Genomic DNA, 23,235 nt, shown 5'->3' with positions numbered 1-23,235 from the left:
GGCCCGGCGAGGCAGGGCGAGCGGGGTGCGGTCTCGGGTGGGGGACAATTGGCCGCATGCCCTCCGCACTGCCCGATGGTGAGCCCATGCCCGAGGACGGCGCGCTGCCCGCGTCCGCCCTCGACGGCGCGGCCTCCCGCCCCCTCGGCTTCTACCTGCACGTCCCGTACTGCGCCACGCGCTGCGGCTACTGCGACTTCAACACGTACACCGCGACCGAGCTGCGCGGCTCCGGCGGCGTCCTCGCCTCCCGCGACAACTACGCGCAGACCCTCTCCGACGAGGTGCGGCTCGCCCGTAAGGTCCTGGGCGACGACCCGCGGCCCGTGCGGACCGTGTTCGTCGGGGGCGGCACGCCGACGCTGCTCGCCGCCCGCGACCTCGTGGCGATGCTCGCCGCCGTGCGGGACGAGTTCGGGCTCGCGGACGACGCGGAGATCACGACCGAGGCGAACCCGGAGTCGGTCGACGAGGCGTACCTGAGCGAGCTCAGGGAGGGTGGCTTCAACCGTGTGTCCTTCGGCATGCAGAGCGCGAAGCAGCACGTCCTGAAGGTGCTCGACCGTACGCATACACCCGGGCGCCCCGAGGCGTGCGTCGCCGAGGCACGCGCCGCGGGCTTCGACCACGTGAACCTCGACCTGATCTACGGCACGCCCGGCGAGACGGACGACGACTGGCGCGCCACGCTCGACGCGGCGATCGGCGCGGGCCCCGACCACGTCAGCGCCTACGCGCTCATCGTGGAGGAGGGCACGCAGCTGGCGCGGCGCATCCGGCGCGGCGAAGTGCCGATGACCGACGACGACGTGCACGCCGACCGGTACCTGATCGCCGACGAGGTGCTCGGGAACGCGGGCTTCTCCTGGTACGAGGTGTCCAACTGGGCCACGTCCGACAGCGGCCGCTGCCTGCACAACGAGCTGTACTGGCGCGGCGCCGACTGGTGGGGCGCCGGGCCCGGCGCGCACAGCCACGTCGGCGGCGTGCGGTGGTGGAACGTCAAGCATCCCGGGGCCTACGCGGGGGCGCTGGCGGGCGGTGGCTCGCCCGGGGCCGGGCGTGAGGTGCTGTCCGCGGAGGATCGGCGGGTAGAGCGGATCCTGCTGGAGCTCCGGCTGCGGGAGGGCTGCCCGTTGTCGCTGCTGCGGGAGGCGGGCCTCGCGGCGTCCGTACGGGCCAGGGACGAGGGACTGCTCGAGGCCGGACCGTACGGGGAGGGGCGCGCCGTCCTGACGCTTCGGGGGCGGCTGCTCGCCGACGCCGTGGTGCGGGACCTGGTGGACTGACCAGGCCACCCGGCCCCGGTGCCTACGGGAGCGTGACGAAGTCGATGAGTTCTTCCACGCGGCCGAGGAGCGGGGGCTCCAGGTCCTTGTAGGAGTGGACCGACTCCAGGATGCGCTGCCAGGCCGCCCCCGTGTTGGGCGGCCAGCCCAGGGCGTGGCAGACGCCCGTCTTCCAGTCCTGGCCACGGGGGACGCGGGGCCAGGCGGGGATGCCGACCGAGGACGGCTTCACCGCCTCCCAGATGTCGATGTAGGGGTGGCCGACGACCAGGGCGTGGGCGCTGGTGACCTGCGTCGTGATGCGGGACTCCTTGGAGCCCGGGACCAGGTGGTCGACCAGGACGCCGAGGCGGGCGTCCGGCCCCGGGTCGAACTCGGCGACGATCGCGGGGAGGTCGTCGACGCCCTCCAGGTACTCCACGACGACGCCCTCGATGCGCAGGTCGTCGCCCCAGACGCGCTCGACCAGTTCGGCGTCGTGACGGCCCTCCACGTAGATGCGTCCCGCGCGGGCGACCCTGGCCCGCGCACCGGGCACGGCCACCGAGCCGGACGCGGTGCGGGAGGGACGTGCGGGGGCCGCGGCCCGCGAAGGGCGGACCAGGGTGACCGGGCGGCCCTCCAACAGGAAACCGCGCGGCTCCATCGGGAAGACGCGGTGCTTGCCGAAGCGGTCCTCCAGCGTCACCGTCGGGCCCTGCGCCGTCTTCTCGCAGCGGATCACCGCCCCGCAGAAACCGGTGCTCAGCTCCTCGACCACGAGGCCGGCGTCGGCCGCCACCTCCGGTACGGGCTTCGGCTTCTTCCAAGGGGGCGTGAGGTCGGCGGAGTACTGGCGCATTCTGGTGACGATAGGAAGAGCGGAGGCGTCACGCGTCACGACACGCCGAAGCGGGTTGCCAGTGTGGCGCGTTGGGCACGGACAAAAGCCGCATTCACCGTCGCTCCGTGCCCGGGTACGTAGTGCGCGTCCTCGCCGCCCAGATCCAGGAGGCGGTCGAGCGCCGCCGGCCAGTGGCCCGGCGCCGCGTCCGGGCCCGCCTGCGGCTCACCCGACTCCTCCACCAGATCGCCGCAGAAGACGACCTCACGGCCGCCGTCGGTACCCGGCACGAGGACCGCCAGGTCGTGGCCGGAGTGACCGGGCCCGATGTTGGCCAGCAGCACCTGGACACCGCCGCCCAGGTCGAGCGTCCACTCCCCGCACACCAGGTGGTGCGGGCGGACCAGGAGGTCGGCCGCCTCCGCCGCCGCGTCCGGGTCCAGGCCGTGCCGCACCGCGTCCTCGCGCAGCGAGTCGCGGCCCCTGGCGAAGACCGTGTCGATGCCCACCGCCCCGTACACCTCCACGCCCGCGAACGCCGCAGCCCCGAGTACATGGTCGAAGTGCGGGTGCGTGAGCGCGAGATGGGTCACCCTGCGGTCGCCGCCCAGGATCCGCCGGGCCTGCGTGCGCAGCGCCGCGCCCTCGGCCAGGCTCGACCCCGCCTCGATCATGAGGGCCGCGTCGTCGCCGACGACGAGCCCCGCCGTGCAGTCCCAGACGGGCAGACGGCACCGTCCCACGCGCGGGGCGAGCCGCTCCCAGCCCGCCGCTTCCCATGCCGGCGTCACGTTCATACGGTGACGCTATCCGTACGGGCGGTGTTCGGCAGCCGCTGTCTTGCCCGGCCCGTACCCGACGGCCGTACACTGACCTTTTGAAGTGCTGGCACTCGCCCGCGGGGAGTGCCAGGCGAGGGGGCTCGGGGCATACCGGGGCCCGTCGTGAACGACGGAGACAGCTGGAGGTGTGCGCGATGCTCAGTGAACGCAGGCTCGAAGTGCTGCGCGCCATCGTCCATGACTATGTGGGGACGGAGGAGCCCGTCGGCTCCAAGGCGCTCACCGAGCGGCACCGTCTGGGGGTCTCCCCGGCCACCGTCCGCAACGACATGGCGGTGCTGGAGGAGGAAGGGTTCATCGCCCAGCCGCACACCAGCGCGGGGCGCATCCCCACCGACAAGGGCTACCGCCTCTTCGTCGACAAACTCGCGGGGGTCAAGCCGATGACCGCGCCCGAGCGGCGCGCCATCCAGAACTTCCTCGACGGCGCCGTCGACCTCGACGACGTCGTGGGACGCACGGTGCGGCTGCTCGCGCAGCTCACCCGGCAGGTCGCCGTCGTGCAGTACCCGTCGCTCACGCGGTCGACGGTGCGGCACGTGGAGCTGCTCTCGCTGGCTCCCGCCCGGCTGATGCTCGTACTGATCACCGACACGGGCCGGGTCGAGCAGCGCATGATCGACTGCCCGGTGCCGTTCGGCGAGAGTGCGCTCGCGGACCTGCGGGCCCGGCTGAACAGCAGGGTCGCGGGGCGGCGCTTCGCCGATGTGCCACAGTTGGTGCAGGACCTGCCCGAGGCCTTCGAGGCCGAGGACCGCGGCACTGTCGCGACGGTCCTGTCCACCCTCCTCGAGACGCTCGTGGAGGAGACGGAAGAGCGGCTGATGATCGGCGGCACCGCCAATCTCACTCGCTTCGGACATGACTTTCCCCTCACCATCCGGCCCGTTCTCGAAGCCCTCGAGGAGCAGGTCGTGCTCCTCAAGTTGCTTGGGGAAGTGCAGGATTCGGGCATGGCCGTACGGATCGGTCACGAGAACGCCCATGAGGGGCTCAGCTCCACGTCCGTGGTCTCGGTCGGCTACGGTTCGGGAAGCGAGGCAGTCGCCAAACTCGGCGTGGTCGGACCGACCCGCATGGACTATCCGGGAACGATGGGAGCAGTACGCGCAGTGGCACGTTACGTCGGACAGATCCTGGCGGAGTCGTAAGTGGCCACGGACTACTACGCCGTACTCGGCGTGCGCCGCGACGCTTCCCAGGACGAAATCAAGAAGGCCTTCCGCAGGCTGGCGCGTGAGCTTCACCCGGATGTGAATCCGGACCCGAAGACTCAGGAGCGCTTCAAGGAGATCAACGCCGCGTACGAGGTGTTGTCGGACCCGCAGAAGAAGCAGGTCTACGACCTCGGCGGCGACCCGCTGTCCCAGGCGGGCGGCGGCGGAGGCGCGGGTGGCTTCGGCGCCGGCGGCTTCGGCAACTTCTCCGACATCATGGACGCGTTCTTCGGGACGGCGTCGCAGCGCGGACCGCGCTCGCGCACGCGTCGCGGCCAGGACGCCATGATCCGTCTGGAGATCGACCTCGACGAGGCCGCCTTCGGGACCACCAAGGACATCCAGGTCGACACGGCTGTCGTCTGTACGACCTGTAGTGGTGAAGGTGCCGCGCCCGGTACCTCGGCCCAGACGTGTGACATGTGCCGCGGTCGCGGTGAGGTGTCCCAGGTCACGCGGTCCTTCCTCGGCCAGGTCATGACCTCGCGGCCCTGCCCGCAGTGCCAGGGGTTCGGCACGGTCGTGCCGACGCCGTGCCCCGAGTGCGCGGGCGACGGGCGGATCCGCTCGCGGCGGACGCTGACCGTCAAGATCCCGGCCGGTGTCGACAACGGCACGCGGATCCAGCTCGCGGGCGAGGGCGAGGTCGGCCCCGGTGGTGGCCCCGCCGGTGACCTGTACGTGGAGATCCACGAGCTGCCGCACGCCGTCTTCCAGCGGCGCGGCGACGACCTGCACTGCACGGTGACGATCCCGATGACCGCGGCGGCCCTCGGCACGAAGGTGCCGCTGGAGACGCTCGACGGCCTGGAGGAGATCGACATCCGGCCCGGCACGCAGTCGGGGCAGTCCGTGCCGCTGCACGGGCGCGGCATCACGCACCTGCGGGGCGGCGGTCGCGGTGACCTCATCGTGCACGTCGAGGTCCTTACGCCGACGAAGCTCGAACCCGAGCAGGAGCGGTTGCTGCGGGAGCTGGCGCAGCTGCGGGGTGAGGAACGGCCCACGGGGCAGTTCCAGCCGGGGCAGCAGGGCCTGTTCTCCCGCCTGAAGGACGCGTTCAACGGGCGGTAGCGCCTTGAGCGGTGACTTCGGCCCCCGGCGACGGTTCGTTCCGCTGCCGGGGGTTCTGTCGTCGTCCGCGGGTGCGTGGGGGCTGGTGGCGCAGTTCCCCGCGCCCCTAAAAGCAACCCGTCCCGCGCCCCTGAAGGGGCCCGGGACGGGCCTTTCAGGGGCGCGGGGAACTGCGCGAGCAACCCGGGACGGGCCGCAGACGCCGACGGTGGGCAGGGGGCGGACGGGGCGGCGCACGCCCGGTGCGGGGTGCGCGATTCGGTGCGGGATGTAGGGCGTGGCACGATGCCGTCATGTCCTCCGCACTGACCGAGCTCTGTCGTCTTCCGATCGTGCAGGCCCCCATGGCGGGCGGTGCCTCCGGGTCCGCGCTGGCCGGGGCCGTGGCCGAGGCAGGGGGGCTCGGGTTTCTCGCTGCCGGGTACAAGACCGCCGACGGGATGTACCAGGAGATCAAACAGTTGCGGGGGCTCACCTCGCGCGCGTTCGGCGTCAACCTGTTCATGCCGCAGCCCGACACCGCGGACGCCGCGGCCATCGAGGTGTACCGGAATCAGCTCGCCGGCGAAGCCACCTGGTACGAGACGGAGCTCGGCGACCCGGACAGCGGGCGCGACGACGGGTACGACGCCAAGCTGGCGATCCTGCTCGACGACCCCGTGCCGCTCGTCTCCTTCACCTTCGGCTGCCCCACCCGTGACGTCCTCGACGCCTTCGCCCGCGTCAACACCCTGACCGTCGTCACCGTCACCACCGCCGAAGAGGCCCAGACCGCCCAGTGGGCGGGCGCCGACGCCGTGTGCGTGCAGGGCATCGAGGCGGGCGGGCACCAAGGGACACACAAGGACAATCCGGAGGCCGATGGGGCCGGGATCGGGTTGCTCTCACTTATTACGCAGGTGCGTGAGACCGTGCAGATTCCGATCGTCGCCGCCGGTGGGCTCATGCGCGGCGCGCAGATCGCCGCCGTGCTCGCCGCGGGCGCCGACGCCGCGCAGCTCGGCACCGCCTTCCTCGTCACCCCCGAGTCGGGCGCGAACCCGCTCCACAAGCAGGCCATGACCAACCCGCTCTTCGTGCGGACCGAGCTGACCAGGGCGTTCTCCGGGCGCCCCGCGCGCGGCCTCGTCAACCGCTTCATGCGTGAGCACGGCCCGTACGCCCCCGCCGCCTACCCCGAGGTCCACCACCTCACCAGCGCCGTGCGCAAGGCCGCCGCGAAGGCCGGGGACGCGCAGGCCATGGCGCTCTGGGCCGGGCAGGGCCACCGGCTCGCCCGCGAGCTGCCCGCCGGACAGCTCGTCGAGGTCCTCGCCGCCGAACTCGCCGAGGCGAGGGCGAAGGCCGCGTCGGCTTCGGGGGGTGCCGCATGACCGCCCCGGTCTTCGTCGTCGAGCATTTCGACGCGGGTGAGGGCGGGCGCTATGTGCTCGACGGGCCCGAGGGTCGGCACGCCGTCTCCGTGAAGCGGCTGCGCGCCGGTGAGGACGTCGTCCTGACCGACGGCGCCGGACGCTGGGCGGAGTGCGTGGTCGTGGACACCGAGGGCAAGGACCGGCTGATCGTCCACATGGACTCCGTCGCCGACGAACCCGCCGAGTCGCCCCGCATCACCGTCGTACAGGCCCTGCCCAAGGGCGACCGCGGCGAGCTCGCCGTGGAGACCATGACGGAGACCGGCGTCGACGCCGTCGTGCCGTGGACCGCGTCGCGCTGCATCACGCAGTGGAAGGGCGAGCGCGGCCTCAAGGCCCTCGCCAAGTGGCGGGCCACCGCGCGCGAGGCGGGCAAGCAGTCCCGCCGGACCCGCTTCCCGGAGGTCGCCGACGCCGCGTCGACCAAGCAGGTCGCCGCGCTCCTCGCGGACGCCGACTTCGCGGCCGTCCTGCACGAGGAGGGCAGCAGTGACCCGCTGGCCACGGCGGAACTCCCCCCGGCCGGGCACATCGTGCTGGTGGTCGGGCCCGAAGGGGGCGTATCGCCGGAGGAGCTCGCGGCGTTCGCCGAGTCGGGCGCGAAGCCGTACCGGCTCGGGCGTACCGTGTTGCGCACGTCGACCGCCGGGACCGCGGCGACCGCGCTGCTCCTCGGACGCACCGGCCGCTGGTCCTGACCGAACCCCACGGGGGATGCGTTGGAACTCGCCCAGGTGCGTCTGCTCGTCGCGGACTTCCCCGCCTGTTACCGCTTCTACGGCGAAGTGCTGGGCCTCAAGCCCCAGTCGGGCGCCCAGGACGGACCGTACGAGAAGTTCAGTCCCGCCGTCGGCTCGGCGGGCATCGCGCTCCAGGACCGGGCGATGATGGCGGGGCTGCTCGGCGAGCTGGCCGACGCCGCGACCGGGCACCGCTCGCTGGTGGTGCTCAGGGTCGACGACCTGGACGCGTACTGCGCGGAGATCGTCGGACGCGGGGCGGTCCTCGCGCACGGGCCCGCGCCCATGACGGAGCGCATGCGGGTCGCCCACCTCAAGGACCCCGAGGGCAACCTCGTGGAGTTGCAGGAGTGGCTGCTGCTGCGCACCTGAGCATGGCCGCAAGCGGTCTACCGCACCGGCGTGCGCGGTGGCACTCTGCCGCCCATGGGGGCATTGAGGCGGTTACGCGGCCGGGTGTCGGGGACACGGCGTACGACGATCCTGTACGCCGTCGGGCTCGCCGGCGCCGCCGCGCTGGGAGTCACCGCGTGCGACCCCGTGGCCAGCGGTATGAACACCTCCGCGGTCGCGCTCACCGTGGACGAGACGGGGACCAAGGAGCTGGAGCGGCAGGGCGCCGACGTGTCCTGGCTCAGCTGCACCGCGAGCTTCAAGGACAAGGTCACGCCGCACAGCGGGTCCGCCGCGACGGAGTCCGTGATCGAGGTGGACTGCCAGGGCGAGACCGACGACGGCACGGACATCAGCGTCAAGGGCCGGGTGAGCTCCGTCGTCGACGGGGCCTGCGTACGCGGCAACCTCACCGCCAAGGTCGGCGGCGAGCAGTGGTTCCGCGTCGATGTGCTCGGCAACTGCGAGGCCGGGGATGGTGACGGAGACGGGAACGGAGACGGAAACGGAGACGGCGGGAACGGCGGGGGCGAGCAGCCCTCCACCCCGCCCACCCACCAGGAGCCCGACCCCGCGCCCACCCCCACCGTCACCGTGACCGTCACCGCCGACCCGCCGCCGCCCCGGCCGACCTGCGACTGCGTGCCCGGGAAATGATCGTTCGTGCCCCTGTCGGCCCGCGCGGAGCCTGCTTAGGCTGGTCGGTGTGACAGAGGCAGCGCAGCACGCATATCTCCGGTTCCCGCACCTCCACGGCGAGTTGCTCACCTTCACGGCGGAGGACGACGTCTGGGTCGCGCCCCTCGACGGAGGCCGGGCCTGGCGGGTCAGCGCCGACAACATGCCCGTGAACCACCCACGGATATCGCCTGACGGCACGACCGTCGCCTGGACCTCCACGCGCGACGGAGCCCCCGAGGTGCACATCGCCCCCGTCGACGGCGGCCCGTCCAAGCGGCTGACGTACTGGGGGAGTTGGCGTACCGCCGTGCGCGGCTGGACCCCCGAGGGGCAGGTCCTCGCGGTCAGCGCGACGGGACAGGCCTCCCTGCGCCGCAGCTGGGCGCGGGCCGTGCCGCTCGACGGCGGCCCCGCCACCACCCTGCCGTACGGCCCCGTCGGCGACGCCGCCCACGGCCCCGACGGGCAGGTCCTGCTGCTCTCCGCCCCGATGGGCCGCGAGGCCGCCTGGTGGAAGCGGTACCGGGGCGGCACCGCGGGCAAGCTGTGGATCCGGCGCACCGGCGCGGACGGCGCGGCGCCCGGTGACGGAGAGCCCCGTTTCGTACGCGTCCACGAAGAGCTCGACGGCAACATCGAGTACCCGCTCCTCGTCGGCGAGCGCATCGCCTTCCTCTCCGACCACGAAGGCGTCGGCGCCCTCTACTCGTCCCTGCCCGAAGGCTCCGACCTGCGCCGCCACACCCCGCTCGACGGTTTCTACGCGCGCCACGCGGCCACCGACGGCACCCGCGTCGTCTACGTGTCCGCAGGTGAACTCTGGCTCCTGGACGACCTGTCGGACGCCGAACCCCGCCGCGTCGACCTGCGCCTCGGCGGCCAGCGCACCGACCTGCAACCGCATCCCGTGAGCGCCGCCCGCTGGTTCGGGGCCGCCGCGCCCGACCACACCGGACGCGGCAGCGCCGTCTCCGTGCGCGGCTCCGTCCACTGGGTCACGCACCGCGAAGGCCCCGCCCGCGCGCTCGCCGCCGAGCAAGGAGTGCGCGCCAGGCTGCCGCGTACGTTCCGCGTGCAGGGCGAGGAGCACGTCGTGTGGGTCACGGACGCCGAGGGCGACGAGGCCCTGGAGTTCGCGCCCGCCACCGGCTCCGCGCCCGGCGCCACCCCGCGCAGGCTCGCGGTCGGCCAGCTCGGCCGGGTCCTCGGGCTCGCCGTCGCCCCCGACGGCTCCCGCGCCGCCGTCGCCTCGCACGACGGGCGCGTGCTGCTCGTCGAGCGCGAGAGCGGAGAGGTCCGTGAGGTCGACCGCAGCGAGGACGGCGAGGCCACCGGGCTCGTCTTCTCGCCCGACTCCGCCTGGCTCGCCTGGTCCCACCCGGGACCGCGCCCGCTGCGGCAGCTGAAGCTCGCCAACACCGCCGACCTGTCGGTGGCCGAGGCGACCCCGCTGCGCTTCCGCGACTACGCGCCCGCGTTCACCCTCGACGGCAAGCACCTCGCGTTCCTCTCCGCCCGCGCCTTCGACCCGGTCTACGACGAGCACGTCTTCGACCTCGCCTTCGTCGGCGGCTCACGGCCGTACCTGATCACGCTCGCCGCGACCACGCCGTCCCCCTTCGGGCCGCAGCGCCACGGCAGGCCCTTCGACGCGCAGGACGGCGCGGAGACCCCCGACAGCGAGGGCGCGCCCGTCACCCGCATCGACTTCGACGGGCTCGCCGACCGCATCGTGCCGTTCCCCGTCGAGGCCGCCCGCTACAGCATGCTGCGGGCCGCGAAGGACGGCCTGCTGTGGCTGCGCCACCCGGTGCGCGGCGTCCTCGGCGCCTCCCGCGCCACCCCGCACGACCCGGACCCGAGGACCGAGCTGGAGCGGTACGACTTCGTGGAGCGCCGCGTCGAGGAACTCTCCTCGGACGCCGACCACTTCGCGGTCACCGGCGACGGCAAGCGGATCCTGCTGTGGACCGACGGCAAGCTGAAGGTCGTACCCAGTGACCGGCGCGCCTCCGGCGACGAGGACAGCGCGTCGAACATCACCGTCGACCTCACCCGCATCCGCCACACCATCGACCCCGCGGCCGAGTGGCGCCAGATGTACGACGAGACGGGCCGCCTCATGCGGGACAACTTCTGGCGGCCCGACATGGGCGGCGTCGACTGGAACGCCGTACTGGAGCGCTACCGCCCCGTCCTCGCCCGCGTCGCCACCCACGACGACCTCGTCGACCTGCTGTGGGAGGTGCACGGCGAGCTCGGCACCTCGCACGCCTACGTCACCCCGCGCGGCGGCGGGGGCGGATCGCACCGGCAGGGGCTCCTCGGCGCGGACCTCGCGCGCGGCGAGGACGGCCTGTGGCGCATCGGCCGCATCCTGCCCTCGGAGACGTCCGACCCCGACGCGCAGTCGCCGCTCGCCGCGCCCGGCGTCGCGGTGCGCCCCGGTGACGCGATCGTCGAGGTCAACGGCAGGACCGTCGACCCCGTCACCGGCCCGAGCCCGCTCCTCGTGGGCACCGCGGGCAAGGCCGTCGAGCTGACGATCTCGCCGTCCGGCGGCGGCGACGCCCGGCACGCCGTGGTCGTCCCCCTCGACGACGAGGAGCCGCTGCGCTACCACGCCTGGGTCGCCGACCGGCGGGCGTACGTCCACGAGCACTCGGGAGGCCGCCTCGGCTACCTCCACGTGCCCGACATGCAGGCGCCCGGCTGGGCGCAGATCCACCGCGACCTGCGCGTCGAGGTCGCCCGCGAGGGCCTGGTCGTGGACGTCAGGGAGAACCGCGGCGGGCACACCTCGCAGCTCGTCGTGGAGAAGCTGGCGCGCCGCGTCGTCGGCTGGGACCTGCCCCGCGACTCCCGCGCGTTCAGCTATCCGGCGGACGCGCCGCGCGGCCCGGTCGTCGCCGTCGCCAACGAGTTCTCCGGCTCCGACGGCGACATCGTCAACGCCGCGATCAGGGCGCTCGGCATCGGGCCCGTGGTGGGCACCCGCACGTGGGGCGGCGTCATCGGCATCGACAGCCGCTACCGCCTGGTCGACGGGACGCTGGTGACCCAGCCGAAGTACGCGTTCTGGCTGGAGGGCGAGGGCTGGGGCGTCGAGAACCACGGCGTCGATCCGGACGTGGAGGTCGTCACCACCCCGGACGACCACGCGTCGGGCCGCGACCCGCAGTTGGACGAGGCGATCCGGATCGCGCTGGCCGCACTGGCGGAGACCCCGGCGAAGACACCCCCGGGACTGCCGGGCACGGAGTGACCTCTCCCCGGCGGCCTCGCCCCGACCCCGCGACGCCGGGCCGATAGCATGCGGAACGTACTGATCTTTCCCGATCCAGGAGGCGGCCCATGGCGGGCGAAGCGCAAAGCGACTGTCTGTTCTGCAAGATCGTCGCGGGTGAGGTGCCGGCCACCGTCGTCCGCGAGACCGAGACGACCGTGGCCTTCCGCGACATCAACCCGCAGGCGCCGACCCACGTCCTGGTGATCCCCAAGGCGCACTACCGGGACGCCGCGTCGCTCGCCGCCGCCGAGCCGACGATCGCCGCGGACGTGCTGCGGGAAGCGGGCGAGGTCGCCGCCCAGGAGGCGGCCGACAGCTACCGGATCGTCTTCAACACCGGGTCCGGCGCGGGCCAGACCGTCTGGCACGCGCACGCGCACGTCCTGGGCGGCCGCGGCCTCCAGTGGCCGCCCGGATAGCGGGGACCGTCCCCCTTGTCCGCACGTGAACTCGTGGTGCTCGGCACCGCCAGCCAGGTCCCCACCCGGCACCGCAACCACAACGGCTACGTCCTGCTCTGGGACGGCCAGGGCATCATGTTCGACCCCGGCGAGGGCACGCAGCGCCAGATGCTGCGCGCCGGGGTCGCCGCCCACGACCTGCACCGGATCTGCGTCACGCACTTCCACGGCGACCACTCCCTGGGCCTGGCCGGGGTGATCCAGCGCATCAACCTCGACCGGGTCCCGCACCCCGTCACCGCCCACTACCCGGCGTCGGGGCAGCGCTTCTTCGACCGGCTGCGGTACGCGACGGCCTACCGCGAGACCGTGCGGCTCACCGAGGCGCCGGTCGCCGAGGACGGCCCCCTGGACGTCACGCCCGCGTACACCCTCGACGCGATGAAGCTCTCCCACCCCGTCGAGTCGTACGGCTACCGCCTCACCGAGCCCGACGGACGCCGCATGCTGCCCGGGCTCCTCGCCGAGCACGGCATCGGCGGGCCCGACGTCGGCCGCCTCCAGAAGGAGGGCAGCCTGCGCGGCGTGACCCTGGGAGAGGTCAGCGAGGTGCGGCGCGGGCAGCGGTTCGCCTTCGTGATGGACACCCGGCTCTGCGACGGCGTGCACGCCCTCGCCGAAGGCTGCGACATGCTCGTCATCGAGTCGACCTTCCTCGATGAGGACGAGCAACTCGCCGCCGACCATGGGCACTTGACCGCCGGGCAGGCCGCCCGCGTGGCCATCGAGGCAGGCGTGCGCCACCTCGTCCTCACCCACTTCAGCCAGCGCTACCCCGACCCGACTCTCTACGAACAGCAGGCCCGCGCCGCCGGATACGACGGCGAACTCACCGTCGCCCGCGACCTGTTGCGCGTGCCCCTCCCCAAACGAACCTGAGCGAGACCGCACCATGCCGATTCCCAAGGCCGAACTCCACCTCCACATCGAAGGCACCCTCGAACCCGAGCTCGCCTTCGCGCTCGCCGCACGCAACGGCGTCGAACTGCCCTACGCCGACACCGAAGAGCTCCGCAAGGCCTACCTCTTCGACGACCTCCAGACCTTCCTGAACCTCTACTACCGCCTCATGGCCGTGCTGCGCACCGAGGCCGACTTCGAGGAACTCGCGGACGCCTACCTCGCCCGCGCCGCCGCACAGGGCGTCCGGCACGCGGAGATCTTCTTCGACCCGCAGGCCCACACCGCGCGCGGCGTCCCCATCGGCACCGTCGTCGAAGGGCTCGCCCGCGCCCTGGACCGCAGCGAGGAGCGGCACGGCGTCTCCACGCGGCTCATCATGTGCTTCCTGCGCGACCAGTCCGCCGACTCCGCGCTGGAGACCCTGACGGCCGCCGAGCCCCACCTCCACCGCATCATCGGCATCGGCCTCGACTCGGCCGAGGTCGGCCACCCGCCGGCCAAGTTCAAGGAGGTGTACGAGGCCGCCGCCGCCCGCGGGCTGCGGCTCGTCGCCCACGCGGGGGAGGAGGGCCCGCCCGCGTACATCACGGAGGCCCTCGACGTGCTGCACGTCGAGCGCATCGACCACGGGCTGCGCTGCATGGAGGACCCGGCCCTGGTGGAGCGCCTGGTCCGCGACCGCGTCCCGCTCACGCTCTGCCCGCTCTCCAACGTCCGGCTGCGCACCATCGACGTCCTGGAGGACCACCCGCTGCCGCGGATGCTCGACGCGGGCCTCATGTGCACGGTCAACTCCGACGACCCCGCCTACTTCGGCGGGTACGCGGACGACAACTTCCACGCCGTGCGCGAGGCTCTCGGACTCGACCGGGAGCGGCTGCGCACGCTGGCCCGCAACTCCTTCCTGGCGAGCTTCCTCGACCGGGACGCGGCGGACGAGGCGCTCCGCGCGAAGTACCTCGCCGAGGTCGACGCCTATTCCTTCGACTGATATTCGTTCGACCGAGCGCCGGGCGCCGGGCTAAGGTCCCCGGCATGGACTCCATCGCGCAGATCTACGGCTGACACGACCCCAGCAGGCCCCCGCCCGCCCGACAGGGCCGAGGCGGCGGGCCGCCGTGTCTTCCCCTAGCCGTAGCTCTCTGTTCCTGGAGGAACACCCATGCCTCGTCGGCTCTCCCGCCGCCCTGCCCACATCGCCATGGTCGGCGTCCCGATGGTCAGCCACGTGCTGCCCGGACTCGAAGTCATCCGTGAACTGGTGGCGCGCGGCCACCGCGTGACGTACGCCAACGACCCCGCGACCGCCGGGCTCATCGAGCCCACCGGTGCCGAACTCGTCGCGTACGAGTCCACGCTCCCGTTCCGCGACAACATCTGGCCCGACGACCCGATCGAGGCCAGTGCGCTCTTCCTCGACGACGCGATCGCGGTGCTCCCGCAGCTCCACGCGGCGTACGACGACGACCCCGCGGACCTGTACCTGTACGACATCGGCGGGTACGTCGGCCGTGCGCTCGCCGAGGCGCAGGGGCGGCCGTTCGTGCAGCTGTCGCCCACCTTCGTGGCGTGGGGCAGCTATCAGGAGGACGTCGGCGCGCTCCTCGCCCAACTGCCGGGCGCCGACGCCCTGGAGGCCCGCTTCAAGGAGTGGCTCGCCGGGTGCGGGGCCACCACACTGGACGTCGCGGAGTTCTCCGGTATGCCGCCGCGGGCCCTCGCCACCGTTCCGCGGGCCATGCAGCCGCACGCCGACACGGTCGACCCCGCGCGGGTCGACTTCGTCGGGCCCTGCCTCGGCGACCGTGCCGCGCGGGAGAGCTGGGCGCGGCCCTCGGACGCCGAGAAGGTGCTGCTGGCCTCGCTCGGCTCGGCGTACACCGTGCAGCCGGAGTTCTACCGGCAGTGCGTGGCCGCCTTCGGGGATCTGCCGGGGTGGCACGTCGTGCTGCAGATCGGCAAGCACGTGGATCCGGCGGAGCTCGGCGGTGACGTGCCCGGCAACGTCGAAGTCTGTTCATGGGTACCTCAGCTGGCCGTCCTCGAGCAGGCCGACGCCTTTGTCACGCATGCCGGGATGGGCAGCAGCGGCGAGGGTCTCCACGCCGGTGTGCCGATGATCGCGGTGCCGCAGGGCGCGGAGCAGCCGATGAACGCGGACCGGCTCGTGGAGCTCGGTGTCGCGCGGCGGATCGACACGGCGGACGCGACCGGTGAGGTGCTGCGGGCCGCGCTCCACGAGCTGACCTCCGATCCCGAGGTAGCGCGCAGGTGCGCGGAGTTGAGGGAGCAGGTACGCGCCGAGGGCGGTGCCGTGCGTGCGGCCGACCTGATCGAGGCCGAGCTGTAGGGCTCCGCGCCCGCCATTGACGGTCGCTGTTCGCGTACCTAGTCTCCGTTCTCATGTATGGACAGAGTCTCGTCGTCGCGGATGTCCGCCTCACTCCCGTCCTCGTCGCCGATCCGCCGCTGCTCAACACCCAGGGCGTGCATCAGCCCTACACGCCCCGCCTGATCATCGAGGTGGTCACCGCGGGCGGAGTGACGGGGGTGGGGGAGACGTACGGGGACTCGAAGTACCTGGAGCTCGCCCGGCCCCTCGCCGGGCGGCTCGTCGGGCACGACGTGTCCGATCTGAACGGGCTGTTCACACTCGCGGACGACGTGGCCGTGGACGCCGCGCGGATCGACGACTCCGTGGACGTCGGCGGTCTGCGCGGCGTGCAGACCGCCGACAAGCTGCGCCTTTCCGTCGTCTCCGGGTTCGAGGTCGCGTGCCTGGACGCCCTCGGCAAGGCGCTCGGGCTGCCCGTGCACGCGCTGCTCGGAGGCAAGGTGCGCGACGCCGTGGAGTACAGCGCGTACCTGTTCTACAAGTGGGCCGAGCACCCGGCCGGTGTCGCGAGCGAGCAGGACGAGGGGTGGGGCGCCGCGCTCGACCCGGCCGGGATCGTCGCCCAGGCCCGCCTCTTCACCGAGCGGTACGGCTTCACCTCCTTCAAGCTCAAGGGCGGCGTCTTCCCGCCCGACGAGGAGGTCGCCGCGATCCGCGCCCTGGCCGAGGCGTTCCCCGGCCTGCCGCTGCGGCTCGACCCCAACGGGGCCTGGTCCGTGGAGACGTCGCTGAAGGTCGCGGCGGAACTCGGCGACGTACTCGAATACCTGGAGGACCCGGCGCTCGGCACGCCCGCCATGGCGCGGGTCGCCGCGGGCACGCCGGTGCCGCTCGCCACGAACATGTGCGTGACGACCTTCGAGGAGATACCGGAGGCCTTCGCGAAGGGAGCCGTGCGGGTCGTGCTCTCCGACCACCACTACTGGGGCGGGCTGCGGCGCACCCGCGAACTGGCCGCCGTCTGCCGCACGTTCGGCGTCAGCGTGTCCATGCACTCCAACACGCACCTCGGCATCAGCCTGGCCGCGATGACCCACGTGGCGGCCACCGTCCCCGGCCTGCACCACGCCTGCGACTCGCACTACCCGTGGCAGGCGGAGGACGTCCTGACCTCCCGGCTGCGGTTCAGCGACGGCAAGGTCACCGTCACCGACACCCCGGGCCTCGGCGTCGAGCTCGACCGGGACAAGCTCGCCGCCCTGCACGCGCGCTGGCTCGACGACGACTTCCGCGCCCTGCGGGAGCGCGACGACGCGGCGGCGATGCGGGCCGCCGACCCGGACTGGACGACGCCGACCGTGCCACGCTGGTAGGTCCACGGCCGGTAACCGCGAGCCCCGGCAGGCATCGTCCGTTACGTTGCCTGCATGGTCGTACCCGTACAGCCCATCACCGTCGACCCGCTGAAAGCGGCCCGCAGAGCCGGGGACCCGGACTGCGACGTCTACCTCACCGGCACGGTCTTCCTCGACATCATCTTCACCGGCCTCGACTCCGCCCCCGTGCGCGGCACCGAGTCCTGGGCCCGCGGCATGGGGTCGAGCCCCGGCGGCGTCGCCAACATGGCGACCGCCCTCGCCCGCCTCGGCCTGCACACCTCGCTCGCCGCGGCCTTCGGGGACGACCACTACGGGGAGTACTGCTGGGACGCCCTCGAACAAGGGGAGGGCATCGACCTCACCCCGTCACGCACCGTCCCCGGCTGGCACTCCCCGGTGACCGTCTCCATGGCGTACGAGGGCGAACGCACCATGGTGAGCCACGGCCACGAGCCGCCCCCGGACGCCGACGCCCCCGACGGAGGCGCCCCGTCCTGCCCGCCACGCGCGCGTGCCGCCGTCGCCTCCCTCACCCCCGGCACCCGCGCCCCCTGGATCGCCCAGGCCGCCCGCAGCGGCACCCGCATCTTCGCCGACGTCGGCTGGGACGACACCGGCCGCTGGGACCTCGCGGGCCTCGCCGACCTGGAGCACTGCGAAGCGTTCCTGCCGAACGCGGAGGAGGCGATGCGCTACACCCGCACGTCCTGCCCCCGCGAGGCGGCCCGCGCCCTCACCGATCACGTACCGCTCGCCGTGGTGACGCTCGGCGCCGAGGGCGCGTACGCCGTGGACGGGCGGACCGGCGAGACGGCGGAGGTCCCGGCCATCGAGGTCGAGGCGCTCGACCCCACCGGCGCCGGAGACGTCTTCGTCGCCGGGTTCGTCACCGGCACCCTCGCCGAGTGGCCCCTCGCGGACCGCCTCGCCTTCGCGGGCCTCACCGCGGCCCTCTCCGTCCAGGAGTTCGGCGGCTCCCTGTCGGCGCCCGGCTGGGCGGAAGTGGGCGCGTGGTGGCGCCGGGTCCGCGAATTCGACGACCAGGACCCTCTGGCCCTGCGCCGCTACGCCTTCCTCCAGACCCTGCTGCCCGCAGCGGCCCGCCCGTGGCCGCTGCGCAGGGCGGTGCCGACGATCGGGTTCCGGTCGGCATAGCGGGAGAGAGCTGAGACAGAAGGGAGGAAAAGGCCTACGGCCCGTGGGGTGCCGCGTCGTACTCTTGGGGGAGCAAGGCTGTCGAGCGGCCACCAAGCCCCGCACGAGGAGGATGAGCAGGCCTACAGAGCCGGCCCATGACTCAGACACCCACGACTCACACCGACGCGCAGGACAGGGCCCGAGCCCACTTCACCGTCCCGGCGAACCACCCGATGGTCACGGTTCTCGGCTCCGGCGACGCCCTGCTGCGGGTGATCGAGAAGGCCTTCCCGGCGGCCGACATCCACGTCCGGGGCAATGAGATCAGCGCCGTGGGCAGCGCGCCCGAAGTCGCTCTGATCCAGCGCTTGTTCGACCAGATGATGCTGGTGCTCCGCACCGGTCAGCCGATGACGGAGGACGCAGTGGAACGCTCGATCGCCATGCTGAGGGCGGACGAGAACGGCAACGGCGCGGAGGAGACCCCCGCCGAGGTCCTCACGCAGAACATCCTCTCGTCCCGCGGCCGCACCATCCGCCCCAAGACCCTCAACCAGAAGCGGTACGTCGACGCGATCGACAAGCACACCATCGTCTTCGGGATCGGGCCAGCGGGCACCGGCAAGACCTACCTGGCCATGGCCAAGGCCGTGCAGGCCCTGCAGTCCAAGCAGGTCAACCGCATCATCCTGACGCGTCCCGCGGTCGAGGCGGGCGAGCGGCTCGGCTTCCTGCCGGGCACGCTGTACGAGAAGATCGACCCGTACCTGCGCCCGCTCTACGACGCGCTGCACGACATGCTCGACCCCGACTCCATCCCGCGCCTCATGGCCGCGGGCACCATCGAGGTCGCCCCCCTCGCGTACATGCGCGGCCGGACGCTGAACGACGCGTTCATCATCCTCGACGAGGCGCAGAACACCAGCGCCGAGCAGATGAAGATGTTCCTGACCCGCCTCGGCTTCGACTCGAAGATCGTCATCACCGGTGACATCACCCAGGTCGACCTGCCCGGCGGCACCAAGAGCGGCCTGCGCGAGGTGCAGAAGATCCTCGACGGCGTGGAGGACATCCACTTCTCGCGGCTCACGTCCCACGACGTGGTCCGGCACAAGCTGGTCGGCCGTATCGTCGATGCGTACGAGAAGCACGACAGCCGCGACAACGGGAAGTAGACCAGCAGCACCATGTCGATCGACGTCAACAACGAGTCCGGAACCGAGGTCGACGAGCAGGCGATCCTCGACATCGCCCGCTACGCCCTCGCGCGGATGCGCATCCACCCGCTCTCCGAGCTCTCGGTGATCGTCGTGGACACCGACGCCATGGAGCAGCTGCACATCCAGTGGATGGACCTGCCGGGGCCCACGGACGTCATGTCCTTCCCCATGGACGAGCTGCGGCCGCCCATGAAGGACGACGACGAGCCCCCGCAGGGCCTCCTCGGCGACATCGTGCTCTGCCCCGAGGTCGCCACCAAGCAGGGCAAGGACGCCCCGACGGAGCACTCCATGGACGAGGAGCTCCAGCTCCTCACCGTCCACGGCGTCCTGCACCTGCTCGGGTACGACCACGAGGAGCCCGACGAGAAGGCCGAGATGTTCGGCCTGCAGGCCGCGATCGTCGACGGCTGGCGCGCCGAGAGGGGCCTGACCGGCCCGTCCCCGGCGCCCACGGTCTCGTAGCGCCATGAATCCTCAGCTGATCGCCGGCGCGGTCGCCCTGGTCGTCGTGGCCTGGCTCGCGGCGTGCGCCGAGGCGGGCATCGCCCGCGTCTCCAGCTTCCGCGCCGACGAGGCGGTCCGCTCCGGGCGGCGCGGCAGCGCGAAGCTCGCGCAGGTCGCCGCCGACCCGACGCGTTACCTCAACGTGGCGCTGCTCGTGCGGGTGGCGTGCGAGATGGCCGCGTCGGCCCTGGTGACGTACGCCTGCCTCCAGGAGTTCGCCGAGACCTGGCACGCCCTCGCGGTCGCCATCGGCGTGATGGTCCTGGTCAGCTATGTCGCCGTGGGAGTGTCCCCCCGTACGATCGGCCGCCAGCACCCGCTGAACACGGCGACCGCCGCGTCCTACGTCCTGCTGCCGCTCGCCAGGATCATGGGCCCGATCCCGCCGCTCCTGATCCTCATCGGCAACGCGCTCACGCCCGGCAAGGGCTTCCGGCGCGGCCCGTTCGCCTCCGAGGCCGAGCTGCGCGCGATGGTCGACCTCGCCGAGAAGGAGTCGCTGATCGAGGACGAGGAGCGGCGCATGGTCCACTCCGTCTTCGAGCTGGGCGACACGCTCGTACGGGAGGTCATGGTCCCGCGCACGGACCTGGTCGCCATCGAGCGGTTCAAGACGATCCGCCAGGCCCTCACCCTCGCCCTGCGCTCCGGCTTCTCGCGCATACCGGTGACGGGTGAGAGCGAGGACGACATCGTCGGCATGGTCTACCTGAAGGACCTGGCCCGCAAGACGCACATCAACCGCGACAGCGAGTCCGAGCTGGTGTCGACGGCGATGCGCCCGGCCACCTTCGTCCCGGACACGAAGAACGCGGGCGACCTGCTGCGCGAGATGCAGCAGGAGCGCAACCACGTGGCCGTCGTCATCGACGAGTACGGCGGCACGGCGGGCATCGTCACCATCGAGGACATCCTCGAGGAGATCGTCGGCGAGATCACCGACGAGTACGACCGTGAGCTGCCGCCCGTCGAGGAGCTGGCCGACGGCTGCTACCGCGTGACGGCCCGCCTCGACATCGGCGACCTCGGGGAGCTCTTCGGGTTCGACGAGTTCGACGACGAGGACGTGGAGACCGTCGGCGGCCTCCTCGCCAAGCAGCTGGGCCGCGTCCCGATCGCGGGCGCCTCCGCGACCGTGCCGCTGCCGGACGCGCGCGAGCTGAAGCTCACCGCGGAGTCCGCGGCGGGCCGCCGCAACCGCATCATGACGGTGCTCGTGGAGCCCGTGACGGACGACTCCGGCGCCCACCCCGAGCCGGGTGCGGAGCAGGAGAAGCCGGGGGAGACAGGGTGACGCCCGAGGACCTGCGCGCGTTCTGCCTCTCCTTCAATGACGCGGTGGAGGAGTTCCCCTTCGGTCCGGAGGCGTCGGTCTTCAAGGTGGCGGGGAAGATGTTCGCGCTCACGGCCCTCGACGGGCGTCCGCTCACCGTCAATCTGAAGTGCGAGCCGGACATCGCCGACCGGCTGCGGGCGGCGCACCCGGAGATCGTGCCGGGCTGGTACATGAACAAACGCCACTGGAACACGGTGACCGTCGACGGCGGCCTGCCCGACCGGCAGGTCCGGGAGCTCATCGAGGACTCGTACGACTTGGTGGTGGCGAAACTGCCCCGGGCGGAGCGGCTGCGGCTCGACCGTCCCTGAGGGGCGCACGCGGTGGGGGCACGCGGTGCGGCAGCGCACCCGGCGAAGTGTCCCAACAGTGCGATGACGTCCGCCGCAGCCGGCCTGCAACTCGAGCGGGCCATCGAGGTGCGGCTCTCCCGCCAGGACATGCTGACGTCGGGCGACCGCGAGGTGTTCTGCATCCCTGGAGAACCCGCGCGGCGATTCGTACAGCACCAACGCGCCTGAGGAGAGCGGACGTTATCCGGAGAGGCTCCTGGCGCCCGCCGAAGCAGCCTGACGCTTCTTCAAACTCCGCCGCAACAAGGGACCTTGGCGGGAATGCGGTCGTTCAGATCTGTGTGGCGCGCCGTTATCCTGGAAGAGGGACGTCTTCCTCGCCTCGGTGTCCCGTGTCCCCACGCGTGACGTGACGGCGGCCCGGCCCTGACGGGGCCGGGCCGTACCGCGCCGCCCCGCGGGGCTCACGCGCGCTTGCGTCGTCCGCCGAGGCCCACCGCCACCGCGGCCGCTGTCACGAGCACCACCGCCGCGTCGATCGCGAGCACCGTCCGCGTGCCCGAAAGGAGGTCCGAGCCCGTCGTCGCGAGGACGCCGAGGACCGGGATGCCGATGGTGAGGCCCACTTGCTGGGTGGAGGTGACGAGGCCCGTCGCCAGGCCCTGCTCCTCGTCGGGGACGCCCGACGTGACCGTCACGCCGTACGACACGATCGCGCCCAGGTGGAACATGCTCGCCACCGACACCGCGGCAGTGGCCAGCCACACCGAATAGCCGCCCTCGCCGATGCCGAGCAGCGCGGCCCCCAGCACGCCCTGCCCGACCAGCGAACCGACCAGCGTGCGGCGGGCGCCGAAGCGGCCGATGATCCTCGACGCGTACACGCCCGCGACCACCGACAGGACGCCCTGCACGCCGAAGACCAGGCCGGTCTCGAAGGCCGAGAGGCGCAGGACCTCCTGGAAGTAGAGGGTCAGCACGAAGACGACCGTCGTCATCATCGAGAACGTGACCAGACCGCCGAGGTTGCCCCACGCCACCGTGCGGCGGCGCAGCATCGGCAGGGAGACGAGCGGAGACGCGGCGCGCGACTCGACGTAGCCGAAGAGGGCCAGCAGGAGCACGCCCGCCACGAGTGTGGCGATGACGTCCGTGCCGCCGAAGCCGCGCTGGGCCGCCGTGGAGAGTGCGTAGATCAGGGAGAGCAGGCCGCCGGTGACCGTCACGGCGCCGGGGATGTCAAGGCGCGGGCGGTCCGGGGTACGGGACTCGGGCAGCAGGCCCGGCGCGAGCGGCAGCACGATCAGGGCGAAGAGGGTCAGCAGGCCCATCGTGGAACGCCAGCCGAGAGTGTCGGTCAGTACGCCGCCCAGCACCATGCCGACCGTGAAGCCGAGCGAGAGCAGCGTGCCGGAGATGCCGAGCGCCCGGTCGCGCTGGGGGCCCTCGGGGAACGTGGTCGTCAGGAGGGACATGCCGGTCGGCACGATGGCCGCCGCGCCCACGCCCTGGAGCGCGCGTCCGGCGAGGAACGACGTCGGGTTCCACGCGAACGTGGCGAGCAGCGAGGCCAGGCCGAAGAGCGCGAGTCCGGCGAGGAACAGCTTGCGGCGTCCGAAGAGGTCGCCGGTCCTGCCGAACAGGAGCAGGAAGCCGCCGGACGGCAGCGCGAAGGCGGTCACCGCCCACTGCAGCGCGGAGTGGCTCATGCCGAGGTCGGGGCCGAGCACGGGCAGTGCGACGTTCAGTACGGAGAAGTCGAGCGCGACCATGAACTGCGCGGCGCAGAGCACGAAGAGGACGAGCTTGTCGCGGGTGGAGAGCTTCGGGCCGCGCGGCTGCGGCGCCGGTGGTGCGGCCTGGGGGGACGGGGCAGTGGGGGTGTCTATCGCCATGGTCAA

Annotated in this window: 22 protein-coding genes; 19 read left to right on the top strand and 3 right to left on the bottom strand. The window is 72.3% G+C overall.

The window, feature by feature from the left end; all coding sequences use genetic code 11:
* Positions 1-56: 56 nt before the first annotated feature.
* Positions 57-1,289: a radical SAM family heme chaperone HemW gene (gene hemW / locus NOO62_RS13685; RefSeq protein WP_268771175.1), complete on the top strand. Its 1,233-nt coding sequence runs from the start codon at positions 57-59 to the stop codon at positions 1,287-1,289.
* 22 nt (positions 1,290-1,311) lie between these two features.
* Here the strand turns inward: hemW and NOO62_RS13680 are convergent, their stop codons facing one another.
* Complete coding sequence (locus NOO62_RS13680) at positions 1,312-2,130, bottom strand: DUF3097 domain-containing protein (protein WP_268771174.1); 819 nt, start codon at positions 2,128-2,130, stop codon at positions 1,312-1,314.
* 35 nt (positions 2,131-2,165) lie between these two features.
* Positions 2,166-2,903 (bottom strand): MBL fold metallo-hydrolase, encoded by a 738-nt coding sequence (locus NOO62_RS13675; protein ID WP_268775608.1) that lies wholly within the window; start codon positions 2,901-2,903, stop codon positions 2,166-2,168.
* A 185-nt stretch (positions 2,904-3,088) separates the two neighbouring features.
* On the opposite strand from NOO62_RS13675, the gene hrcA reads away from it, so the two are divergent.
* The 18 genes from hrcA to NOO62_RS13585 all read left to right on the top strand — a co-directional run bounded on the left by hrcA (position 3,089) and on the right by NOO62_RS13585 (position 21,562).
* Positions 3,089-4,105 carry a heat-inducible transcriptional repressor HrcA gene (gene hrcA, locus NOO62_RS13670; RefSeq protein ID WP_268771173.1) on the top strand — a complete coding sequence of 339 codons (1,017 nt, stop codon included), beginning with the start codon at positions 3,089-3,091 and terminating at the stop codon, positions 4,103-4,105.
* A complete protein-coding gene (gene dnaJ / locus NOO62_RS13665; protein ID WP_268771172.1) occupies positions 4,106-5,245 on the top strand; it encodes a molecular chaperone DnaJ in 1,140 nt (379 codons plus the stop codon). It abuts the gene before it with no gap.
* 293 nt (positions 5,246-5,538) lie between these two features.
* Positions 5,539-6,618, top strand: coding sequence for a nitronate monooxygenase (locus tag NOO62_RS13660; protein ID WP_268771171.1), 1,080 nt, complete (start codon positions 5,539-5,541; stop codon positions 6,616-6,618).
* Positions 6,615-7,358, top strand: a complete 744-nt coding sequence (locus NOO62_RS13655; protein ID WP_268771170.1) for a 16S rRNA (uracil(1498)-N(3))-methyltransferase — start codon at positions 6,615-6,617, stop codon at positions 7,356-7,358. The genes NOO62_RS13660 and NOO62_RS13655 overlap by 4 nt, the downstream gene beginning before the upstream one ends.
* A 21-nt stretch (positions 7,359-7,379) precedes the next feature.
* Complete coding sequence (locus tag NOO62_RS13650; RefSeq protein ID WP_150167620.1) at positions 7,380-7,772, top strand: VOC family protein; 393 nt, start codon at positions 7,380-7,382, stop codon at positions 7,770-7,772.
* Between the two features lie 54 nt (positions 7,773-7,826).
* Positions 7,827-8,450, top strand: a complete 624-nt coding sequence (locus tag NOO62_RS13645) for a hypothetical protein (RefSeq protein ID WP_268771169.1) — start codon at positions 7,827-7,829, stop codon at positions 8,448-8,450.
* A 49-nt stretch (positions 8,451-8,499) separates the two neighbouring features.
* Positions 8,500-11,739 carry a S41 family peptidase gene (locus tag NOO62_RS13640; RefSeq protein ID WP_268771168.1) on the top strand — a complete coding sequence of 1,080 codons (3,240 nt, stop codon included), beginning with the start codon at positions 8,500-8,502 and terminating at the stop codon, positions 11,737-11,739.
* An 89-nt stretch (positions 11,740-11,828) separates the two neighbouring features.
* Positions 11,829-12,182 (top strand): histidine triad nucleotide-binding protein, encoded by a 354-nt coding sequence (locus tag NOO62_RS13635; RefSeq protein ID WP_268771167.1) that lies wholly within the window; start codon positions 11,829-11,831, stop codon positions 12,180-12,182.
* 15 nt (positions 12,183-12,197) lie between these two features.
* Entirely contained in the window at positions 12,198-13,103 is a 906-nt protein-coding gene (locus NOO62_RS13630; protein WP_268771166.1) for a ribonuclease Z, read from the top strand.
* Positions 13,104-13,116: 13 nt separating this feature from the next.
* On the top strand, positions 13,117-14,118 hold the full coding sequence (locus tag NOO62_RS13625; RefSeq protein WP_268771165.1) for an adenosine deaminase: 1,002 nt from the start codon (positions 13,117-13,119) through the stop codon (positions 14,116-14,118).
* Positions 14,119-14,289: 171 nt separating this feature from the next.
* A complete protein-coding gene (locus tag NOO62_RS13620; protein WP_268771164.1) occupies positions 14,290-15,477 on the top strand; it encodes a macrolide family glycosyltransferase in 1,188 nt (395 codons plus the stop codon).
* 53 nt (positions 15,478-15,530) lie between these two features.
* Complete coding sequence (locus NOO62_RS13615) at positions 15,531-16,835, top strand: glucarate dehydratase family protein (RefSeq protein ID WP_268771163.1); 1,305 nt, start codon at positions 15,531-15,533, stop codon at positions 16,833-16,835.
* A gap of 54 nt (positions 16,836-16,889) precedes the next feature.
* Positions 16,890-17,996, top strand: coding sequence for a carbohydrate kinase family protein (locus NOO62_RS13610; RefSeq protein WP_268771162.1), 1,107 nt, complete (start codon positions 16,890-16,892; stop codon positions 17,994-17,996).
* A 137-nt stretch (positions 17,997-18,133) separates the two neighbouring features.
* The gene (locus tag NOO62_RS13605; protein ID WP_268771161.1) at positions 18,134-19,153 is read left to right on the top strand and encodes a PhoH family protein; all 1,020 of its coding nucleotides are present in this window, start codon (positions 18,134-18,136) and stop codon (positions 19,151-19,153) included.
* Positions 19,154-19,165: 12 nt separating this feature from the next.
* Entirely contained in the window at positions 19,166-19,663 is a 498-nt protein-coding gene (gene ybeY, locus NOO62_RS13600) for an rRNA maturation RNase YbeY (RefSeq protein ID WP_268771160.1), read from the top strand.
* 4 nt (positions 19,664-19,667) lie between these two features.
* Positions 19,668-20,999, top strand: coding sequence for a hemolysin family protein (locus tag NOO62_RS13595; RefSeq protein ID WP_268771159.1), 1,332 nt, complete (start codon positions 19,668-19,670; stop codon positions 20,997-20,999).
* On the top strand, positions 20,996-21,352 hold the full coding sequence (locus NOO62_RS13590; protein ID WP_268771158.1) for an MmcQ/YjbR family DNA-binding protein: 357 nt from the start codon (positions 20,996-20,998) through the stop codon (positions 21,350-21,352). The genes NOO62_RS13595 and NOO62_RS13590 overlap by 4 nt, the downstream gene beginning before the upstream one ends.
* 63 nt (positions 21,353-21,415) lie before the next feature.
* Positions 21,416-21,562, top strand: coding sequence for a hypothetical protein (locus tag NOO62_RS13585; protein WP_268771157.1), 147 nt, complete (start codon positions 21,416-21,418; stop codon positions 21,560-21,562).
* Positions 21,563-21,798: 236 nt separating this feature from the next.
* Here the strand turns inward: NOO62_RS13585 and NOO62_RS13580 are convergent, their stop codons facing one another.
* Positions 21,799-23,229 carry an MFS transporter gene (locus tag NOO62_RS13580; RefSeq protein ID WP_268771156.1) on the bottom strand — a complete coding sequence of 477 codons (1,431 nt, stop codon included), beginning with the start codon at positions 23,227-23,229 and terminating at the stop codon, positions 21,799-21,801.
* Between the last annotated feature and the right edge of the window lie 6 nt (positions 23,230-23,235).

Source organism: Streptomyces sp. Je 1-369 (assembly GCF_026810505.1).
Classification (GTDB): domain Bacteria; phylum Actinomycetota; class Actinomycetes; order Streptomycetales; family Streptomycetaceae; genus Streptomyces.
Note: the sequence above shows the minus strand (reverse complement) of the source record. Positions and strands in the feature narration are given on the sequence as shown.

Coding starts and splice junctions, on each gene's coding strand:
- hemW (WP_268771175.1), top strand. CDS start 57: ATGCCCTCCGCACTGCCCGATGGTGAGCCCATGCCCGAGGACGGCGCG.
- NOO62_RS13680 (WP_268771174.1), bottom strand. CDS start 2,130: ATGCGCCAGTACTCCGCCGACCTCACGCCCCCTTGGAAGAAGCCGAAG.
- hrcA (WP_268771173.1), top strand. CDS start 3,089: ATGCTCAGTGAACGCAGGCTCGAAGTGCTGCGCGCCATCGTCCATGAC.
- NOO62_RS13660 (WP_268771171.1), top strand. CDS start 5,539: ATGTCCTCCGCACTGACCGAGCTCTGTCGTCTTCCGATCGTGCAGGCC.
- NOO62_RS13655 (WP_268771170.1), top strand. CDS start 6,615: ATGACCGCCCCGGTCTTCGTCGTCGAGCATTTCGACGCGGGTGAGGGC.
- NOO62_RS13645 (WP_268771169.1), top strand. CDS start 7,827: ATGGGGGCATTGAGGCGGTTACGCGGCCGGGTGTCGGGGACACGGCGT.
- NOO62_RS13635 (WP_268771167.1), top strand. CDS start 11,829: ATGGCGGGCGAAGCGCAAAGCGACTGTCTGTTCTGCAAGATCGTCGCG.
- NOO62_RS13625 (WP_268771165.1), top strand. CDS start 13,117: ATGCCGATTCCCAAGGCCGAACTCCACCTCCACATCGAAGGCACCCTC.
- NOO62_RS13620 (WP_268771164.1), top strand. CDS start 14,290: ATGCCTCGTCGGCTCTCCCGCCGCCCTGCCCACATCGCCATGGTCGGC.
- NOO62_RS13615 (WP_268771163.1), top strand. CDS start 15,531: ATGTATGGACAGAGTCTCGTCGTCGCGGATGTCCGCCTCACTCCCGTC.
- NOO62_RS13610 (WP_268771162.1), top strand. CDS start 16,890: ATGGTCGTACCCGTACAGCCCATCACCGTCGACCCGCTGAAAGCGGCC.
- NOO62_RS13605 (WP_268771161.1), top strand. CDS start 18,134: ATGACTCAGACACCCACGACTCACACCGACGCGCAGGACAGGGCCCGA.
- ybeY (WP_268771160.1), top strand. CDS start 19,166: ATGTCGATCGACGTCAACAACGAGTCCGGAACCGAGGTCGACGAGCAG.
- NOO62_RS13595 (WP_268771159.1), top strand. CDS start 19,668: ATGAATCCTCAGCTGATCGCCGGCGCGGTCGCCCTGGTCGTCGTGGCC.
- NOO62_RS13585 (WP_268771157.1), top strand. CDS start 21,416: ATGACGTCCGCCGCAGCCGGCCTGCAACTCGAGCGGGCCATCGAGGTG.
- NOO62_RS13580 (WP_268771156.1), bottom strand. CDS start 23,229: ATGGCGATAGACACCCCCACTGCCCCGTCCCCCCAGGCCGCACCACCG.